This is a genomic window from Streptomyces sp. NPDC092369 (assembly GCF_044755245.1).
Classification (GTDB): domain Bacteria; phylum Actinomycetota; class Actinomycetes; order Streptomycetales; family Streptomycetaceae; genus Streptomyces.
In genome coordinates this window covers 579026-595471 of record NZ_JBIVQP010000006.1, presented here as the reverse complement: position 1 = coordinate 595471, position 16446 = coordinate 579026, and the positions used below count along the sequence as shown (strand labels likewise).

Here is a 16446-nt window from a genome sequence, read left to right as displayed (position 1 = left end):
GGGGCGGAGCCCGAGGGCCCGCCCCCGCCCACTTGCGCCTAGGGCACCCGGTCCAGCAGCAGCACCGCCACGTCGTCCGTCAGCTCGCCGCCGTTCAGCTCCCGCACCTCGTTGACCGACGACCGCAGCAGTGCCTCGCCGCGCAGCCCCTCCGCGAGTTGGCGGCGCACCATCGCCACCATGCCGTCCTGCCCGAGCCGCTCGCGGCCCGTGCCGACGCGGCCCTCTATCAGGCCGTCGGTGTAGAGCATCAGGCTCCACTCACGGCCGAGTTCGACCTGCATCCGGGGCCAGCGGGCGCCGGGCAGGAGGCCGAGGGCGGGGCCGTTGTTGTCGTAGGGGAGCAGTTCCGCGGGGCGGCCGGGGCGCGCGATCAGCGGGGACGGGTGGCCGGCCAGGCACAGGCCGGCGCGCTTGCCGTCGGGGGCGATGTCGACCGTGCAGAGCGTCGCGAAGATCTCGTCGTCGGAGCGCTCGTGCTCCAGGACCTGCTGCAGGGTGCCCAGCAGCTGGTCGCCGCAGAGTCCCGCCAGGGTCAGCGCGCGCCAGGCGATCCGCAGTTCCACGCCGAGCGCGGCCTCGTCCGGGCCGTGCCCGCAGACGTCGCCGATCATCGCGTGCACGGTCCCGTCGGGGGTGCGTACGACGTCGTAGAAGTCACCGCCGAGCAGCGCGCGTGAGCGGCCGGGGCGGTAGCGGGCGGCGAAGCGCAGGGACGAGCCCTCCAGGAGGGGCGTCGGCAGCAGCCCTCGTTCCAGGCGACGGTTCTCCTGGGCGCGCAGGCGGCCCTCGGCGAGCCGGCGCTCGGCCGTGTCGGAACGTTTCCGCTCCACGGCGTACCGGATCGCGCGGCTCAGCAGCCGGGCGTCCAGCTCGTCCCGGAAGAGGTAGTCCTGCGCGCCCACGCGCACGGCTTCGGCGCCTCGCTCGGCGTCACCGGACGCGGTGAGCGCGAGCACGGCGTGCCGGGGCGCGAGCAGCAGAACCTGCTTCAGTACGGCGAGCTCGTCGTCGTCCGCGTCCTGGCCGGGTTCGGACAGGGCGAGGTCCAGCAGGATGCAGTGGACGTCGTCGGTCAGCAGCCGCTCGGCCTCGGTGAGGTTGCGGGCGCTGCGGACACGGAACGGCCGGCCGGTCGCGTCCTGCAGTTCGGGCACGACCGTGGCGCCGCCGGGGTCGTCCTGGATCAGCAGCAGCGTCAGATGGGTGGCGGCGTTGTTGTCGACCGTGGCTTCCTTGCGGGCTTCCTTGCGCGGGGTCTCTTCCTTGGAAGGGCCGCCTCCGTGCACGGCCTGCGCCTGACCACTCTCCGCGGCCGGGATCGCTCTCTGCCGCGGTATGGGTACGGGCATCGTCTTGGGTTCCTTCCCTCCCCCCGAGGGCGCGGTGGGGCGAGGGTCCTCGATCCACCGACGGGGACCATAGCGGTATTCGGCGGGCGAACGGAATGGTGTGAGCCACGTCGCCCGCACACCCGCCGCTGTCATATGCCGCGTTCTGTACCGCAGTTGGACACGGCGGCCCACCAGGGGGGATGACGAACATCACGTCGGCGGGGGGTTTGGGAGCGGCCGGGGGTGCCGTGGGTCACGTGACCGGGGTCTCTCGCCGGCGCCGGACTCACGCGTCCGGCCGGACCACCCCGAGTATCGGCATCGACCCCGCCCCCGCGATCGTCACCGTCCGCCCCGGCCGAGGCGCGTGCACGATCGCGCCGTCGCCTATGTACATCCCCACATGGCTGGCGTCGTCGAAGTAGATGATCAGGTCGCCGGGCCGCATGTCCTTCACGTCGATGTGCTTGAGCTGCCTCCACTGCTCCTGCGACGTACGCGGGATGGGGTCCCCGGCGCTCAGCCAGGCCTGGGACGTCAGCCCCGAGCAGTCGTACGTCTTCGGGCCCTCGGCGCCCCATTCGTACGGCTTGCCCATCTGGGCCGTGGCGAACGAGACCGCCTTCTTGCCCTGCGCGGACGCCTTGCCGTTGATCTCGTCGAGAATGCCGGAGCTGAGCCAGGAGGTCTGTGCCTGGTACGCGGCCTCCTCCTCCAGTTCGGCGAGGCGTCTCTTCTCCTCCTTCGCCAGCTTGGACTCCAGCTTCTCGGCCGCCGCGATCCGCGCCTTGATCTTCTTGCGGGCCGCGTCCTTCGCCTTGCGGTTGGCCTCCAGCCGCTTCCACTGGGTGGAGGCGTCGGCGGCGTACTGCTCCAAGTCCTGCTGGGTCTGGGTCATTTCGGCGATCAGGCCCCTGGTGGCGCGCTGGCCCTGCAGCACCCGGCCGGCGCCGTCGAGAAACTGCTGCGGATTGTCACTGAGCAGCAGATGGGCCTCGTCGGGCAGCCCGCCGTTGCGGTACTGGGCGGCGGCCGCGGCACCCGCGCGCTTCTTCAACTCGTCCAGCTTCTTCTGCCCCTGGACGATCTTGTTCGCCAGGTCGACGATCGCCGCCGACTGCTGCTGGGCCTTCTCCTCGGCCGCGTTGTACGAGTCGGTGGCGACCGCGGCTTCGTGGTACAGCGTGTCGAGCTTCTCGCGTACGGCCTCAAGGTCCTTGTTCGGTACGGGAGTCGAGGGCGCCGAAGAAGTGGAGGAGGGGGTCGGGGAAGTGGAGGAGGGGGCCGGAGGCGGCGTGGGGCTCGCGAACGCGGTACCGGCGGTGGCCAGCACGGTGACCGCACAGACCACGGTCACGGCGACATACGCGCTGCGCTTGCCCGGTCCCATACCTCTGCCCCCAGATCTGATTTACCGTCAGTAACTTACGGCTGCCCGGGGATCGTGCCACGGTGGCGCGCAAATCGACAGAGGTGTACGGAAGTCGGATTTCCCCCCTCCTCGCTCCCGTATTCGATCTCCCACTCTTTGTGACGAAGGACTCATCGAGATCGTTCCCACCGGAATCAACTCAGGGGCGGCCGGGGCCTCGCGTGGCTCTCCGGTCAGCGCCTCGGCGCCAACGCCCCCCACGCCACCGTCACTTCCCCCTGCCGCCACCGCCCCGGCCCGTCCGTCACCGGCCAGTCGGCGCTCAGGTCCCGGACCGAGCGGATCCAGCGCTGGCGGGCGCCGTAGGAGGCGTAGGGCGCGGCGGCCGCCCAGGCGCGGTCGAAGTCGCGCAGGAAGGCGTGCACCGGTTCGCCGGGCACATTGCGGTGGATGAGCGCCTTGGGGAGGCGTTCCGCCAGGTCCGACGGGCGCTCCAGCGAGCCGAGCCGGGTGGCGAAGGTGACCGTCCGCGGCCCCTTGGGGCCGAGCGCGACCCAGACGTGCCGGCGCCCGATCTCGTCGCAGGTCCCCTCGACGAGCAACCCGCCGTCCGCGAGCCGCGCGCACAGCCGCTCCCAGACCGCGGCGACCTCCGACTCGTCGTACTGGCGCAGCACGTTGGCGGCACGGATCAGCAACGGACGCTGGGGGAGGGGGATCTCGAAGCCGCCGTGCCGGAAGACGAGACCCTCACGCTCGTACGGTTTCGCCGCCGCGACCCGGGCCGGCTCGATCTCCACGCCCACGACACGCGCGCGTGGAGCCACGGTCCGCAGTCGGGCGAGCAGTTCGACGGCCGTCCAGGGCGCGGCCCCGTACCCGAGGTCGACGGCCACGGGGTCGGCGGCACGGCGCAGTTCGGCGCCGTGGGTGGCCGCGATCCAGCGGTCCATGCGGCGCAGCCGGTTCGGGTTCGTGGTCCCGCGCGTGACGGTGCCCACGGGGCGGTGGGCTGCGCGGGCTGTCATGCCTACGAGGGTATGTGGCCGCCGGTACGACGACGCACGCGCGCATCGAACGGTTGAGCGACCTTCGGTAATGTCTCGGCAAAAGTCGCCGCCCCTGGAATGGGAATGCCTGCCTCCGCTGTTGCCTCCCTTGGAGGGCGCTCCACGTCCTCCGTCCGGCATGCCCGCAGCGAGGAGGAACGCCACGTGAGCCAGTACGTGAGCAGGCTCGGGCGGCGCTCGTCGGCGACGCCCTCGCGACTGAGGCTGCACCGCCGCCCGCGCCGCGTCGCCATGCTCTCCGTGCACACCTCACCGCTGCACCAGCCGGGCACCGGCGACGCCGGCGGCATGAACGTCTACATCGTGGAGCTCGCGCAGCGCCTCGCCGCGATCAACATCGAGGTCGAGATCTTCACGCGCGCGACCACGGCCGCCCTGCCGCCGACCGTCGAACTTGCCCCCGGCGTCCTGGTCCGGCACGTCGACGCGGGCCCCTACGAGGGCCTCGCCAAGGAAGAACTCCCCGCCCAGCTCTGCGCGTTCACGCACGGCGTGATGCAGGCATGGGCCGGCCACCGCCCCGGCTACTACGACCTGGTCCACTCGCACTACTGGCTCTCCGGTCACGTCGGCTGGCTCGCCGCCCAGCGCTGGGGCGTCCCCCTGGTGCACGCCATGCACACCATGGCCAAGGTCAAGAACGCCAACCTTGCCGCCGGCGACACCCCCGAGCCCGCCGCCCGTGTCATCGGCGAGACCCAGATCGTCGCCGCCGCGGACCGGCTGATCGCCAACACCTCGGGCGAGGCCGACGAACTCGTCCAGCACTACTGCGCCGACCCCGGCAAGGTCGCGGTCGTCCACCCCGGCGTCAACCTCGACCGCTTCCGCCCGTTCCCGAAGGACCCGGACAGGCTGGACACGCTGTTCCCGGGAGCCGTCGACCTGAGCCAGGCAGGGAACAGCTGCGCAGGAAACAGCCCCGCAGAAAACAGCCCCACAGGAAACAGCCCCGCAGGGAACCGCGCCTCAGGGAGCCCCTCCACCACTGCCACCGTCTCCACGGCCGCCACCGCCCGAGCAGCCGCCCGCGCCCGCCTGGGCCTCCCGCAGGACGCCCTGATCCCGCTCTTCGCGGGCCGCATCCAGCCCCTGAAGGCCCCGGACGTGCTGCTGCGCGCGGTCGCCGTCCTCCTGGACGAGCGCCCCGAACTCCGCTCCCACCTGCTGGTCCCCGTCGTCGGCGGCCCCAGCGGCAGCGGCCTCGCCAAGCCGGAGGGCCTGCAGAAACTGGCGTCCCGGCTCGGTATCGCGGATGTCGTACGGTTCTGCCCGCCCGTGGGCCAGGACCAGCTCGCGGACTGGTTCCGGGCCGCTTCGGTGCTGGTCATGCCCTCGTACAGCGAGTCCTTCGGACTGGTCGCCATAGAGGCACAGGCCGCCGGTACGCCGGTGCTCGCGGCCGCGGTCGGCGGCCTCCCGGTCGCCGTACGCGACGGGCGGACCGGCTTCCTGGTGCAGGGCCACGATCCCGCCGCCTACGCGCGCGTGCTGGCCGATTTCGCCGACGACCCGCAGCTGGCGGACCGGATGGGCGCGGCGGCGGCCAAGCACGCCAAGTCCTTCGGCTGGGACACCGCGGCCGCCGCCACAGCGGACGTCTACACGGCCGCGATGCACGCGCACCGCCGTCACGTACGCTCCCACCATGGGTGATGCGCGGAAGTCGGCGGCGGGACAGGACGCGGCGGAGAAGGCGGCAGCCGTCATCGAGGCCGTCCTGAAGGACGACGAACTGGAGTGGGAGAGCCCGGAGCCCGGCACCTACGTCGTCAAACTCCCCGGCACCCGCAAGCTGTCGACGACCCTCTCGCTCCGCGTCGGCCGCCACTCCCTCTCCCTCAACGCCTTCGTCATCCGCCACCCCGACGAGAACGAGTCCGGCGTCCACCGCTGGCTCCTGGAGCGCAACCTCAAGCTGTACGGCGTGAGTTACGCCGTCGACCAGCTCGGTGACGTCTACGTCACCGGCCGCCTTCCCCTGGCCACCGTCACCCCCGACGAACTCGACCGGCTGCTCGGCCAGGTCCTGGAAGCGGCCGACGGCGCCTTCAACACCTTGCTGGAACTGGGCTTCGCCTCCGCCATCCGCAAGGAGTACGCGTGGCGGGTGTCCCGGGGCGAGTCCACTCGGAACCTGGACGCGTTCGAGCACTTGACGCGCCGCTCGGCCGACTGACCCCGGACGGAAGCCTTCCGCGGGCTTCCTCGAAGCGCATTCCCTGCGCGTTCATGGGAATGAACGAAATTCCGCCGGACTGACCCCACCCGACCCCTTCCCCGCCAAGGGGTAGCGATGTCATGCTCGCCGCCATCGCACTTCTGAACAGCGTTCACATCCATGAAGAGCCGCATGGAAGGACGGGTGGGGCAATGAGCACCTCGGACAAGAACACCGCGCACCTCACGAGACGGACCCTGCTCGGCGGAGCCACAGCCGTGGCGCTGGCGGCGACGACCGGCGTGGGGACAGCGAGAGCCACCCCGGTGGTCAAGGGCCAAGTACCGGCCATCTGGCGGGAGTTCACCCGCACCCCGTTCACCCACCCCCAGATCCCGTACATCGGCCGGGCCGGTGCCCACGCCGGCGCCCGCCGCCTCCCGCGCCACCGGGTCGTCGCCGATGTGACGGACTACGGCGCGGTGGCGGACGGCGTCACCGACAGTGCCCCCGCGATCAACCGTGCCATCGCCGCTGCCGGTCGGGCCGGCGGTGGCACGGTCACCATCCCGCCCGGCACCTTCCGCATCGACGACCTGATCCGCATCGGCCACTCGAACGTGGTCCTGCGCGGCGCGGGCAGCGCCCGTACGAAGCTGTACGCCACGAAGAACCTCACGGAACTGATCGGCGTGTACGGCTCCCGCTACGGCGGCGACAAGTCGTCCTGGTCCTGGGCCGGCGGCCTCATCTGGCTTGCCCCGGAGGCCCGTTGGAACTCCCTGGTCACCGCGATCAAGGCCAAGGCCTGGCCCTTCGAGGGCTGGACGGGCAACAAGCGCGACGAGTGGACGCCCCTCACCGCGGTGGAGCCGGCCCGTCAGGGCGCCTCCACGGTGAAGGTCGCCGACCCCTCCCACCTGCGCCCCGGCGCCCTGGTCCTGCTCCGCCTGGCCGACGACGCCGACCACACGCTCCTGGAGCACATGTCGGGCGGCGGCCCGGGGCCCGAGGCGTACTTCTGGGACGACAAGACGAAACTGACCTCGTACGTTCCCTACGAGTGGCCGGTCCGCATCACCCGCGTGCACGGCCGCCGAGTCACCCTGGAGCGCCCGCTCCCGCTCGACATACGCCCGGAGTGGACCCCCCAACTGGTGACCCACGTCAAGGAGTTGACCGGCTCCGGCGTGGAGGGCCTGACCCTGGAGGCGGTGGAGACCGTCCAGTCCCCGCACCTCCTCGACAAGGGCTACAACGGCGTCGTACTGCAATGCGCCTACGACTGCTGGGTGGACGACGTGACGGTCCGGCACGTCGACAACGGCTTCGGCCTGGTGGCCGCGTCGGCCTGCACCCTGCGCGGTACGACGGTGGCGGGCCGCGGCTCCCACCACCCCTACTTCTGCCGCGAGGGCGCGCACGACAACCTGATCGAGGACTTCACGATCGAGCAGCGCACGGTCCCCGCCCGCCCGGACACCCAGCTCCACGGCATCAACGTGGAGGGCCTCTCCTCCTACAACGTCTGGTCCCGCGGCGACATGCGCATGGGCACCTTCGACAGCCACCGCGGCCTGCCCTTCGCCAACGTCCGCACCGACATCACGGTCAACAACAACGGCCGCCACGGCGGTGACGCCATCGCGGGCCCCCTCTTCGGCGCCCGCTTCACCCACTGGAACGTCCGTGTCACCAACGGCCGCGCGGGCCTGATGAAGATCGACGGCCTGGCTCCCTACAGCGCCACCGTCGGCCTCAACGAGGTCACCGAGTTCGACCAGATCGACGTCCCCGACTTCACCGGCGACCTGCACGCGCGCCTGGAGCTCTACGGCACGACGGACGTCGTCAGGCCACGGAATCTGTACGAGGCCCAACGGGAGCTGTAGCCCGACCAGTTGTAGCCCGCCCAGTCGTGGCCCGTCCCTTCGCGTACTGGCCCGGTGTCACTCCCACCAACTTCCTGAAGTGGCGCGTGAGATGGGGCTGGTCGAAGAAGCCCGTCGCCGGGGCGACCTCGCCCGCGGGGAGGCCGTCGAGGAGCAGACGGCGGGCGCGGTCCACCCGGCGTGACATCAGGTACTGGTGCGGGGCGATGCCGTAGGCGGTGCTGAACGCCCGTACCAGATGGGCCGGATGGGCGTGCAGGAGGGCGCCTGCCCGGTCGAGGGTGAGGCCGTCCACGACATGCGCGTCGAGGAGTTCGCGCAGGCGGCGGGCGAGCACGGGGTCCGGGCGCGGAGCGGACTCCGTGCTCGGCCGCAGGCGTTCGCGCAGCCGCTCGCCGATGAACGTCAGCCTGCTCTCCGCCTCCAGTTCGTCCCCGGCCAGGGTGAGCGCGGTGTGCAACTGACCGACGCGCAGGCGCAGCAGCGGGTCGCGCAGATCGGGGCCGTCGACGGCGGCACCGATCAGGTCGTGGGGCAGCTGCGAGCCGTCGAGATACACCACCCGCTTGCGAAAGCCCTCCGGTGTGGCCGCGGCCCCGTTGTGCGGAACGTGCGGCGGCAGCAGCGACACCGTGTCGTCCGGCGTCCCGTGCTCGTGCCGGTCGAGGTCGTAGCGCACGGCCCCGTCGTCCACGATCAGCAGCGTCCACGCGTCATGCACGTGCATCGGATACGCGTACTCGGTGAAGTGGGCGTGGAACACCTCCACCACGCCCGGTACCCGCGGGCGCCAGGCGGTGACTTCCTGCTCGGCGGCCATGCAAAGAACGTACAAGACGACGTCGTACGAGGCTCGGCAGTCTCGTCGTATGAACGCGACCGACACGCATGCGCTCGACACCACCGCACCCGCGGAAGCCCCCGTCCGCTTCGACACCAAGATCGCCGTCATCCTGCGCGAGGACCTGGAGCCCTGGCAACGCCTGAACGTGACCGCGTTCCTGGTCAGCGGCCTGGGCACGCAGGTCCCTGAGGTGATCGGGGAGCCGTACGAGGACGCCGACGGGGTGCCCTACCTGCCGATGTTCCGGCAGCCGGTGCTGGTCTTCGAGGGGACGAAGGAGACGCTGACGTCGGCCCATGCCAAGGCGCTCGCGCGCGTCCTGCCCCGCGCCCTGTTCACCTCCGACCTCTTCGGCACCGGCCACGACCGCGCCAACCGGGCGGCGGTGCGGGCGGTGCCGACGGGGGAGCTGGACCTCGTAGGACTGGCGGTGTACGGCCCGAAGAACGCGGTGGACAAGGTGATCAAGGGTGCGCGGATGCATCCGTGAGCTACGCGGTGCTGACCTCGGCCTCTGCCGCCGTGGGTGTGGTGCGCGGCGTCGGCTTCTCGGCCGGGAGGCGGTGCATCAGGGCGTGGTACCCGACCGCGGCCACCGTCCCGATCACCGCGCACACGCCCCACAGCCACTCGGCCCCGAACCGGTCGATGATGAATCCGGACATCAGGGGCGCCACGAGTGCGGCCACCGCCCAGGAGAGGGTGTACATGCCCTGGTAGCGGCCGCGGCCGTGGACGGGGGAGAGGCGGACGACCAGGCCGGTCTGGGTGGGCGCGTTGACGATCTCGGCGAGTGTCCACACGCAGACCGTGACCGCGAAGAGGCCGACGGATCCGGCGAAGGCGGTGAGCCCGAAGCCGTAGCCGGCGAGGACGGAGGACACGACCAGCAGCCGTCGCGGATCGCGGTGCTCGATGAAGCGGGTGACCGGGATCTGCAGCGCGACGATCAGTACGCCGTTGACGGCGATCGCCATGCCGTAGTCGGCGGCCGTGAACCCGGCCTGGCCCATCGCGACCGGCAGCCCGACCGAACCCTGCTGGAAGATCACGGAGACGAGGAAGGACAGTCCGACCACGCCCATGAAGCGCCCGTCGCGCAGGACGGCACCGAGCCGGACGTCGTCCTTGGCGCCGCCTTCGGCGGAGGTGCGCTGCGGCCGGGACTCGGGCAGTTTCAGGAACACGACCACTGCGCAGAGCGCGGTCATGCCGGCCTCGATGAGGAACCCGGCGAGGTAACTGAACTCGGCGATGAACCCGGCGCCCATGGAGGAGACGGCGAACCCGAGGTTGATGGCCCAGTAGTTGAGCGAGAAGGCTCGTACGCGGTCCTCGGGCCGGACGATGTCGGCCATCATCGCCTGCACGGCGGGCCGGGAGGCGTTGGAGGCCATGCCGACGAGGAAGGCGACCGCGGCGATGGCGACCGGGTCGTGCATGAAGCCGAGCAGCGCGACGGACGCGGCGGTGGACGCCTGGGCGATCAGCAGGGTGGGCCGCCGCCCGAGCCGGTCCGTCATCACCCCGGCCCCGAGCGACGAGGCGACCCCGCCGAGCCCGTGGAGGGAGGCGACGAGACCGGCGTAGGTCGCCGAATACCCCCGGTCGAGCGTCAGATAGAGCGCCATGAAGGTGGCGACGAAGGCCCCGAGCCGGTTGACCAGCGTGCTGGTCCACAACCACCAGAACTCCCTGGGCAGCCCGGAGACGGACTCACGGGCGGCACGTCTGAGGCCGGCGAGTGGCATAGGGGTCCCCCACGAACGAAAGCGGTAAGCGGTAAGCGGTAAGCGTCTCAAGCGCCGAGCACAACTTACGAAGGTGAGGTGCGGGATGACCACTGGATTAACGATTCCCGTCAACTGTCCCTTGGCCGCCGCACTGACCGCTCCACCTGCCGGACGGACCTCCTGCGCCCCGAACCCGTCGATTACGCTCTGACCCATGGCCGACGCACCGTACAAGCTGATCCTCCTCCGCCACGGCGAGAGCGAGTGGAACGCGAAGAACCTGTTCACCGGCTGGGTGGACGTCAATCTGAACGAGAAGGGCGAGAAGGAGGCGGTCCGCGGTGGCGAACTCCTGAAGGACGCCGACCTCCTGCCCGACGTGGTCCACACGTCCCTCCAGAAGCGCGCGATCCGCACGGCCCAGCTGTCGCTGGAGGCCGCGGACCGCCACTGGATCCCCGTCCACCGCAGCTGGCGCCTGAACGAGCGCCACTACGGCGCCCTCCAGGGCAAGGACAAGGCGCAGACCCTCGCGGAGTTCGGCGAGGAGCAGTTCATGCTGTGGCGCCGCTCGTACGACACGCCCCCGCCCCCCCTTGAGGACGGCACGGAGTTCTCCCAGTCGGCGGACCCGCGCTACGCGACGATCCCCCCGGAACTGCGCCCCCGCACGGAGTGCCTGAAGGACGTCGTCGTCCGCATGCTCCCGTACTGGTACGACGGCATCGTCCCCGACCTCCTCGCGGGCCGCACGGTCCTGGTGGCCGCCCACGGCAACTCGCTCCGAGCCCTGGTCAAACACCTGGACGGCATCTCGGACGCGAACATCGCGGGCCTGAACATCCCGACGGGCATCCCCCTGGCCTACGAACTCGACGCGGACTTCAAGCCGATCACCGCCGGGGGCACGTACCTGGACCCGGATGCGGCTGCGGCGGCTATTGAGGCTGTTAAGAACCAGGGCAAGAAGAAGTAATCTGACGCCAGAAGGCCCCCGACCTGCGACTTCTTCGCGGGCCGGGGGCTCTTTGGTGAGGCTGGGCCGCCCCTGGGCCGTCAGGGACTAGACGAGGCGGATGGTCACGCGGACGGACGCCACGAACGCCAGGGGCACTACGGCAGCAGGATGGACGTCGGACCAGAGGCTCAGCGCCGCCCCGGTCCCCCCGATGACGCCGAACGGAAGTTCCCGAGGGGTAAGGTCGATGCGCAGGCTGCGCCGTGGCACCATAGCCTTCTCCAGGCGGTTCATGACTTCTCCCATGCTGTGGAAATGATTGCACCGATGGAGAGGAGAGGTCGCCCCTGGCCGGGCGGCCTCTCCGGTATATCGATGGCAGGACCTTACTCACCGTGCGTGGGGAATTCCAAATCCGCAGCTAAAGGTGGGTTCCTGCTCCTATGCGGCCCTCCTTCCTCTCTCCTCGATGACTATGCGGGAGCGCTGGCGTTTCCAGTAAGGGTTACCTTACTCCTCGCAGAAAACCGCAAAACCGTTGACCCGTGAAGCCGCATCTCCGTTGATCCGCAGAGCCGTGTCTCCGTTGATCCGTTGAAGAGAGGGTCGCGTCAGCCAGGACGTTTGGTTGTCGGCGGTGTCTATGGGCTCGCGGTTCGGCTTGTTGGGCAATCTAGTCGCGCGGAACTAAGTCCGATGTAGATTTCAGATCTGGCATCACCGATAATGAACCCCTGATTCCATCGTGAAGCTAGGTTTTGAAATCTTGCAGTGAAGCTATGATTCGGTGCGCGATGTGAACTATGAAGTTGAAGCGGTGGCTTGCGAAGCTATGTTTTGTGAGTGTCAAGTTGATTCTGTGATGTGAATCTAGGTTGTGAAACTTAAACTGTAGATTCAACTTTGCTAGCCAGCTTTCCATCAGTAGCACATCCTTCGAACACCGCTGCTACAGCTCTGCGAGTGCGCTCCTGACTGGATGGCATGAGGTGTGCGTACACGCGAAGCGTCAAACCAGGGTCTGAGTGTCCGAGGTACTCGGCGACGGCCTTGACGTTCTCCCCGGCGTCTAGGAGCACCGAGGCGTAGAAGTGCCGGAGGGCGTGCATGCCGTTCTCGCGAGACTCGGCGTACGACTCACCTGGCTTCCGTTCGGGGATCACTTCAGCCGAGGCGAGCGCCTTCTTCCACACTTCCTCGTTGAGGGACGTGCGCCAGACGTGACCACTGCGCGGCCCGGTGAAGAGCAGCTGCTTGGACACCGGAGGCCCATCTGTCACCTTCCACGGCAACGTGATCTCGACCGGTGGGAACTGCTTCATGTGCGCTCGGAGCGCGTCGGCGACCGGCTCGGGAAGCGGCACGTCCCGGAGCTTGCCACCCTTGGGCGGGGCGAAGACGGCCTTGCTCCGGCTCCGCTTGAGTTGCTGGACCACGTGCAGCGATCTCACCGGCACTCGACCCGGACGCGTCGTCTCCCAGGCCGGCACTCGTATCACGTGGACGATTCACCCAGTGGCGTTCCTGTCCCTCGCACACCGACAGGGCAACGAACTCCCCACCTGCGCAAACGACTTCAACCCCGCGCGTCCGACTGAGTTACGACTATCCCTACTGATTCAAGCCCCGGCTGAGCTCCGCTCCGCCGGGCGCGCTTCCCGGCTCTGGTTGCGCCCGCGCTCCTGCCTTCGGCCCGCTCGGCGCTGCCGCCGCCCACGTGCGCCCACATGTGCATAGGGCCGGAAGCCATGAGGCGATCACCGCATAGCGCGGCCCACGGTCAAGACGATGCCTCCGGCAGGGGATTGGCCGCACCGGGATGGAGGGGGCGCCGTTCCCGGCACAGTGGCGCCCTCCACCTGGACGCCATGAACCACGCCCGCTTCACGGTGTGTGGGTCGACGGCGGACGGGATGGAAGCTAGGGGGAGTGGTGGGTGATGTCAGGTCAGAGGCGCACCTCGCCTCTTGATCATCGGGTGGCTGCCTGTTTTGCTTCGCGCATGGTTAAGGGCGTGATTACAGGGCTCTCGGTCTTCGTTGGCTCGCAGATCGGGTGGATCCTCGTGGCACGGCGAGTGCGGCGAACAGCTGCTCGGGCCAGAGCAGGAGAAGCAGTCATCTTCCCGGTCGGGGCCAACTTGCCGGACGAGGGACGCCGCCGATACAGCCTTGGCCAGGTACTGGCCGGAAGTGAGTTCCGCTGGAAACCTCGCCGGTCGTGGACGCGACTGCGCGAGCTCCCGACCGATCTGCGCTACGTCTGTATACGCGACGCGACCTTTCGCGAAAAGTGGTGGCTCCCGAGCGATGCGCGGGTGATCGAGTGTGAATCGCCTGCGGGGTCCGTACGACTATGGGCCCACGCGGAACATGCGGTGAACGTTGTAAAGATGATCCGGCGTACAGATACCCCAGACTTGTCGAGGCCCTAGCCGGGTACGGCCGTGGGTTGCTCGCGAGTACGGGAGGGGCCGCACCTTTGAGGGAATGAGGGCCCCAGTCGGCCATCACTGATCACACCGGCACAGGCGATCAGCGCCGCAGACCTCAGCGACCACCCTGCCCGCAGTTCGCATCGAGGGGCATGTGGAAGCACGACCGTCGTGGCGTTGTCAGTCCCAACGTGCACACTGCCGTCCATGAGTGAGCGCTATGAGGTCGTCCTTTCCTGCTATCTGCGCGACGACACCCCCGAATGGGTCATGGCCGCCTTGCGGTGGCACTTGGGCCTGGACGCCGAGTTCCCCGAAGGTCTCGACGACCAGGACGAGTATCTGTATCCACTGCTCGTCCCCGACAACTACGCCAACCGCCGGGTGCCCGGTGGAGACGTCGTGTCCCTGCGTCGCGAGGTGCAAGAGTTCACGAGCGCCGGGGAGAGGTACGAGTGGGAACTTTTCGCGCGCAACCACTGGGTCGACGACTCCATGCTGTACCTCCGGGGCCTGTTGGATCTGCTCGCCCCGCACATCGCGCAGCCCGGCTATGGGGGCCACTTCCGCCACATATCCGACACCGAAGTGACTGTCTTCGACTTCCGCGAGGGGGCGTACGAGCCCATCAAGATATGGGGTGTCGACCCGCGGTGACAGGGGGCGCAGGGCTCGCGCCCCGCGTTCCCCATCGGAGGCAGTAGGCGGAGACACACGGGTCGGCCGCTCAACGACGAAGAGCAGTCGTGCCACATCCATGCCGGAACGGGCGGGGGGGTCACGGGGAATCGGGGTACACCGAGGCGTGTGCCGTCGGACCGTCTCAAGGCGGGGAACCCGCAGGTCACACCACAAGTCGTCCCACCTCGCCCCTGAAGTGGGTGTGGGACCTACCGCCGGCGGCGGACGTACCAAGCCACGACCACCACAATGAGGAGGGCAACCACGAAGGCGCACACCGTCGTTGCGGTGCTGCGCGAGGTGTAGATCAGAGCAAGCATGCTCCGACGGATACCCGGCGTGGGCAGCCGTAGCCCGTGTACTTCCTCCAGCGGCCTGCGACCACGACTCCTCCTGCGAGACGCGGTGAGTGTCTAACTGCGTGACAACCGTGACGCACAGCCGCGAACAAGGGTGGACGTCAGCGGGCCATCAGCGCAGGTGACTGGCACAGCAGCTCAAGGGCAGCGGGCATCCCGAGCTGCTTCGGGACGAAGAGGTCGTGGGTTCGCGTTTCCGCAATCATGATGGAGAAGTACCGGCCCAGTCAGTGGGGCTGCTGGTCTACGAAGTGGGCTTGCTCTCCAGCAGTGTTTCTACCGTCAGGGTTCCTGTCAGCGTGCCCGTCAGCCATTCCGCGAGGTTCAAGCCCTGGGGCCAGCACTCGCCTTCGTGGTTGACCCACATGGCGCCCGCAGGATCACGGAAGTCGACCAAGGACCAGATGGTGCAGCCCCAGTCATAGATCAGGACCAGGCCGTCCGGGATGCTCCCGGACGGATCCGGGCCGTCCTGGTACAGCTCGGCGATGTCCGCAAAGTTGCCCTGCGCAGCCCCACCGCTCACGCCCAGGATTCCTTCGTTCGGTCCGAATCCGCCGTTGGCGACCTCGACGTACAAGCGCCGCAGGAGAGGAGGCAACCCCAACCCGATGGCCTCTTCCGCTGCGGCGACAGCCTCTGGTGTTGCGGGCGGTGGCAAAGTCCCCGCCGACGCTACGGTCCGCAACACCTCGACAACCTCATCAGTCACGGGCTCAGACTCTCACCCATAGTCATCGGACGTGCCAGACGCGTGCCAGATCCTGCGGACAACCACGGGGAACAGCGGGGAACAAGTCGGCGTCAGCCTGGGCACCGTTCAAGGTCCGCCGCAGGTCAACGCAGCAACCACCGCCAGAGACCCCGAGATTCCCAAGTTGATGTCACGTCAGTGTCGCCCAGTAGCCTGCGACGATCAGCGGTGGCACGTCTGGAGGCATCGTGGAAGCTATTGCTCTCGTAAGTCCAGTCCGGTTGTGGTCGGCGCAGGAGGTCTTGGCGCGCCCGAGCCCTGTCCCAGCGGTGGCAGGGGTCTACGGCTGGCACTTCGAGCAGTCGCCCCACCCAGATCTGGACGCCGGGTGCCTGCTCTATGTCGGTATAGCCCCGCGGCACATGGCGAACCGGACCAGCACCCAGAACCTGCGCAAGCGGGTGCGCTACCACTACCGAGGCAACGCCGCCGGCTCGACCCTGCGGCTCACTCTGGGAAGCCTGCTCGGACTTGAGCTGCGCCGCGTGGGCAGCGGTAAGCGGATGACTTTCGGCAAGGCGGGCGAAGCCATCCTGAGCCAGTGGATGGCGGACAAGGCGCGAGTGTGTTGGGTCGAGCAGAACGAACCGTGGACTTTGGAATCACAGCTCATCTCCGAACTCGACCTCCCGCTGAATCTCGACCAGAACAGCCACAACGCCTTCCACAGCCAGTTGAAGGGGCTGCGGGCCCAAGCACGCCAGCGAGCCCGCGAATTGCCCATCAGTTCGTAGGCCGTCGGACGGGCCGAAGGGCAGTTGTCCGGGCCGTCCCTGGGCCGTCCGAGGTCGCGCAACGTTGGCCAAGGACGACCAATGACGACCACCAGGCGTACGAGCCCACCGACCCCGACC

At 68.8% G+C, this 16446-nt stretch carries 14 protein-coding genes and 1 pseudogene; 7 read left to right on the top strand and 8 right to left on the bottom strand.

The window, feature by feature from the left end; translation table 11 throughout:
• Positions 1-38: 38 nt before the first annotated feature.
• The 3 genes from ACIQI8_RS34670 to ACIQI8_RS34660 form a co-directional block, all read right to left on the bottom strand.
• The gene (locus tag ACIQI8_RS34670) at positions 39-1352 is read right to left on the bottom strand and encodes a PP2C family protein-serine/threonine phosphatase (protein ID WP_402359442.1); all 1314 of its coding nucleotides are present in this window, start codon (positions 1350-1352) and stop codon (positions 39-41) included.
• A 268-nt stretch (positions 1353-1620) separates the two neighbouring features.
• Positions 1621-2724: an NlpC/P60 family protein gene (locus ACIQI8_RS34665; RefSeq protein ID WP_402359439.1), complete on the bottom strand. Its 1104-nt coding sequence runs from the start codon at positions 2722-2724 to the stop codon at positions 1621-1623.
• Positions 2725-2939: 215 nt separating this feature from the next.
• On the bottom strand, positions 2940-3734 hold the full coding sequence (locus ACIQI8_RS34660; protein WP_402359436.1) for a class I SAM-dependent methyltransferase: 795 nt from the start codon (positions 3732-3734) through the stop codon (positions 2940-2942).
• 186 nt (positions 3735-3920) lie between these two features.
• On the opposite strand from ACIQI8_RS34660, the gene ACIQI8_RS34655 reads away from it, so the two are divergent.
• The 3 genes from ACIQI8_RS34655 to ACIQI8_RS34645 all read left to right on the top strand — a co-directional run bounded on the left by ACIQI8_RS34655 (position 3921) and on the right by ACIQI8_RS34645 (position 7829).
• Positions 3921-5432: a glycosyltransferase gene (locus ACIQI8_RS34655; RefSeq protein ID WP_402359433.1), complete on the top strand. Its 1512-nt coding sequence runs from the start codon at positions 3921-3923 to the stop codon at positions 5430-5432.
• A complete protein-coding gene (locus ACIQI8_RS34650) occupies positions 5425-5955 on the top strand; it encodes a YbjN domain-containing protein (protein ID WP_402359430.1) in 531 nt (176 codons plus the stop codon). The genes ACIQI8_RS34655 and ACIQI8_RS34650 overlap by 8 nt, the downstream gene beginning before the upstream one ends.
• Positions 5956-6149: 194 nt before the next feature.
• Positions 6150-7829, top strand: coding sequence for a glycosyl hydrolase family 28-related protein (locus ACIQI8_RS34645; protein ID WP_402359427.1), 1680 nt, complete (start codon positions 6150-6152; stop codon positions 7827-7829).
• Here ACIQI8_RS34645 and ACIQI8_RS34640 read toward each other — a convergent pair.
• The gene (locus ACIQI8_RS34640; RefSeq protein ID WP_402359424.1) at positions 7789-8649 is read right to left on the bottom strand and encodes an AraC family transcriptional regulator; all 861 of its coding nucleotides are present in this window, start codon (positions 8647-8649) and stop codon (positions 7789-7791) included. The two genes, ACIQI8_RS34645 and ACIQI8_RS34640, sit on opposite strands and share 41 nt — an antisense overlap.
• Positions 8650-8698: 49 nt before the next feature.
• Here ACIQI8_RS34640 and ACIQI8_RS34635 point away from each other — a divergent pair, with 49 nt between their 5' ends.
• On the top strand, positions 8699-9163 hold the full coding sequence (locus tag ACIQI8_RS34635) for a DUF2000 family protein (RefSeq protein ID WP_402359421.1): 465 nt from the start codon (positions 8699-8701) through the stop codon (positions 9161-9163).
• A gap of 1 nt (position 9164) precedes the next feature.
• Here ACIQI8_RS34635 and ACIQI8_RS34630 read toward each other — a convergent pair whose 3' ends face one another.
• Positions 9165-10424 carry an MDR family MFS transporter gene (locus ACIQI8_RS34630; protein ID WP_402359418.1) on the bottom strand — a complete coding sequence of 420 codons (1260 nt, stop codon included), beginning with the start codon at positions 10422-10424 and terminating at the stop codon, positions 9165-9167.
• A gap of 196 nt (positions 10425-10620) precedes the next feature.
• Here ACIQI8_RS34630 and ACIQI8_RS34625 point away from each other — a divergent pair, with 196 nt between their 5' ends.
• Positions 10621-11382, top strand: a complete 762-nt coding sequence (locus tag ACIQI8_RS34625; protein ID WP_402359415.1) for a phosphoglyceromutase — start codon at positions 10621-10623, stop codon at positions 11380-11382.
• 87 nt (positions 11383-11469) lie between these two features.
• Here the strand turns inward: ACIQI8_RS34625 and ACIQI8_RS34620 are convergent, their stop codons facing one another.
• Both ACIQI8_RS34620 and ACIQI8_RS34615 read right to left on the bottom strand, forming a co-directional pair.
• Positions 11470-11658 carry a hypothetical protein gene (locus ACIQI8_RS34620; protein WP_402359412.1) on the bottom strand — a complete coding sequence of 63 codons (189 nt, stop codon included), beginning with the start codon at positions 11656-11658 and terminating at the stop codon, positions 11470-11472.
• 590 nt (positions 11659-12248) lie between these two features.
• Positions 12249-12809: pseudogene (locus ACIQI8_RS34615) on the bottom strand (tyrosine-type recombinase/integrase); the annotation flags it as partial.
• 1196 nt (positions 12810-14005) lie between these two features.
• Here ACIQI8_RS34615 and ACIQI8_RS34610 point away from each other — a divergent pair.
• Complete coding sequence (locus tag ACIQI8_RS34610; RefSeq protein ID WP_402359409.1) at positions 14006-14455, top strand: hypothetical protein; 450 nt, start codon at positions 14006-14008, stop codon at positions 14453-14455.
• A gap of 627 nt (positions 14456-15082) precedes the next feature.
• On the opposite strand, the gene ACIQI8_RS34605 is transcribed toward ACIQI8_RS34610, so the two are convergent.
• Positions 15083-15550: an SMI1/KNR4 family protein gene (locus ACIQI8_RS34605; RefSeq protein WP_402359406.1), complete on the bottom strand. Its 468-nt coding sequence runs from the start codon at positions 15548-15550 to the stop codon at positions 15083-15085.
• Positions 15551-15954: 404 nt separating this feature from the next.
• Between ACIQI8_RS34605 and ACIQI8_RS34600 the strand changes: the two genes are divergently transcribed.
• Positions 15955-16326, top strand: coding sequence for a GIY-YIG nuclease family protein (locus ACIQI8_RS34600; RefSeq protein ID WP_402359403.1), 372 nt, complete (start codon positions 15955-15957; stop codon positions 16324-16326).
• The last annotated feature ends 120 nt before the right edge of the window (positions 16327-16446 follow it).